This is a genomic window from Actinobacillus vicugnae, from assembly GCF_901687125.1.
GTDB lineage: Bacteria > Pseudomonadota > Gammaproteobacteria > Enterobacterales > Pasteurellaceae > Actinobacillus > Actinobacillus vicugnae.
Genome location: NZ_CABFJY010000032.1, coordinates 1 through 2281 on the forward strand (window position 1 = coordinate 1; position 2281 = coordinate 2281).

The following is a 2281-nucleotide window of genomic DNA, read 5'->3' on the forward strand; positions in this document are numbered from 1 at the left end:
CGACGCCGAATCCGAAACCGAAAGTAGATGGCCCGCAAATGGCTCATGTTGTCGGTCCAGAGGGCGAAGAAATCTACTGCGACGAATGGGGCAGAGTCAAAATTCAGTTTCCGTGGGACAGAGTGGGTGAAAATAACGAAAACAGCTCTTGCTGGGTACGCGTGAGCCAAGCTTGGGCAGGCGCCCAATTCGGCAATATTGCCATTCCGCGTATTGGACATGAAGTGATTGTGGATTTTCTCGAAGGCGACCCAGACCAACCCATCATCACAGGCAGAACTTATCACAGCACCACCGAGCCCCCCTACAATCTCCCCGAGCATAAAACGCGCATGAGTATTAAATCCAAAACCCACAAAGGCAACGGATTTAACGAACTACGCTTTGAAGATGAAAAAGACCGAGAAGAAGTGTTTATCCATGCACAAAAAGACCAAAACAACGTGGTGAATCATGATGAAACCACGCAGATTGGCAATGACCGCACGGAATTAGTAGGGCGCAATGAAGATATTACTATTGGTAATGATCGCACTGAACAGGTAGCGAATAATGAAATTATTGACATTGGCAATAATCGAACGGAAACCGTCAAAGTTGATGAAAGGATAACAATCGGTCGTGATCAACACAATACTATTCACCGTGATCGTAAAACTAACATCGAAAAAGATGAAATTCTGAATATAGGCAATCATCGCTTAATCAATGTTTATGCTAATAATACGCTTTCAGTGGGTGGCTCTCAAACAACCGAGGTAAAAGGCAATATCCACATTAGCAGTGGGGAACTATTTGAAATGCTTTCCAATAATGTGAAAACAAAAGGCTATGAATCTGTTACTATTGAAAGTCGAAATGGCAAAATTGTGGTAGATAGTAACGGCGTGATGTTGGTAGGGCGTGTTAAAATCAAAGGCAATTTAGCGATTGAAAGCGGTTCTTATAACATTGTAAATAGCTTTAACAACAGCGTAAATCAAGGCTTACCTTTAACAAAAGACTGTGATTTGGAAAAAGCAAACGAATGAAAGAATTACTAAGTGAAGAACAACAAGCAACGGTTACACAAAGTTTAGCGAATATGCTCAAGCATTATTTAGCGCAAAAACATTTTGTTTATGTCGTGCTTGAACCAAACCTTGATGAAGAAATAAAAGACCTCTTTTTTCGTTCAAATATAAAGTATAAAGAGCCTTTTATGCTTTTTGATACGCGCTTTGAAGATGTTGGTCCGAGAATTGCACGCCTTGGCGATAATCAACTGTTTGATGAGTGGGTAATCAATCAGGCTTTTTTCAATAGATGGACGGCGTTATTTGTTAGTCCCTTAGATATTCAAGCCTTTTCATTACAAATCAGTTATTTGTGCAATGCACTAACTGTTGATAATAAGCCTGTGATTTTTCGCTGTTATACCCCCACCATATTAACAGAATGGCTACCTGCATTGCGTGAGGAAAATCAGCTAGAAGAGGCAATAGGATTTTGCTTAGAAGTTGTCTATTTAACGGATTTCCCAGATAAAATCAATCACTACTATATGGATGAAAACGATAATTTCACTCAACAGGAAATTGATCTTCAAACACAACAACCACAACTTATTACACGCACTCAACTTCCAGCTATAAACTATTCTCAACAAAATTGGCATATTTCAGCTAAACAACATCACAGCTTAATTGTCGCGCGAATAAAATATCTTATTCACCGTATTCGTGCAAGATTATTGCTCAATCAGTCTATTCGTCATCATTATTCATTATTCGCGTTACACCAAATTTTAATTAAACTAGCCAATATGTGTATTCAATATCAAATTATGGAAGATGTACTGATTGAAACGTTAATTAATTTGCATTTTGGTTACACAGCGCAATGGAATGATAATGAGAGTGAAATAATAAAGCTATTATCTCAATCTTATTCAAGTGAAGAAAAAATTGAAAGAATAGCAACGGTTTTAAAAAATACTAAGGTAAACTAAATGAAATATCTAAAATTCCCCCTAATCTTCTTTATGATAAATATCAGCACAGGTTGTTTTGCTGAGGATTTATCGCAATCTAAAAACGAGCCTGATTACAGTGAAACCCAATGGCGCACGTTTTACGGTAAAAAGTCAGTAGATTATTTACCTGAATATTGGGCAACTTACTATACCGATAAAAATATTAAAGAATGTCAAAAGCCTAATGCGATATCTGCAGCAGATGGTAAATCACCTTTGCCAATGAAAGAATATCGTGAATTTATTGCTGAAGAACGCGATGGGGGA

General features: G+C 37.9%; 3 protein-coding genes. All 3 read left to right on the top strand.

Annotated elements, in window-relative coordinates; genetic code table 11:
- A partial coding sequence (locus F8M47_RS07285; RefSeq protein ID WP_150539463.1) for a type VI secretion system Vgr family protein occupies positions 1-1031 on the top strand: 1031 nt, incomplete at its 5' end.
- A complete protein-coding gene (locus tag F8M47_RS07290) occupies positions 1028-1990 on the top strand; it encodes a DUF4123 domain-containing protein (RefSeq protein ID WP_150539464.1) in 963 nt (320 codons plus the stop codon). The genes F8M47_RS07285 and F8M47_RS07290, both read left to right, overlap by 4 nt.
- On the top strand, positions 1991-2281 hold a 291-nt coding region (locus F8M47_RS07295; RefSeq protein WP_150539465.1), incomplete at its 3' end, for a hypothetical protein. It abuts the gene before it with no gap.

Coding starts and splice junctions, on each gene's coding strand:
- F8M47_RS07290 (WP_150539464.1), top strand. CDS start 1,028: ATGAAAGAATTACTAAGTGAAGAACAACAAGCAACGGTTACACAAAGT.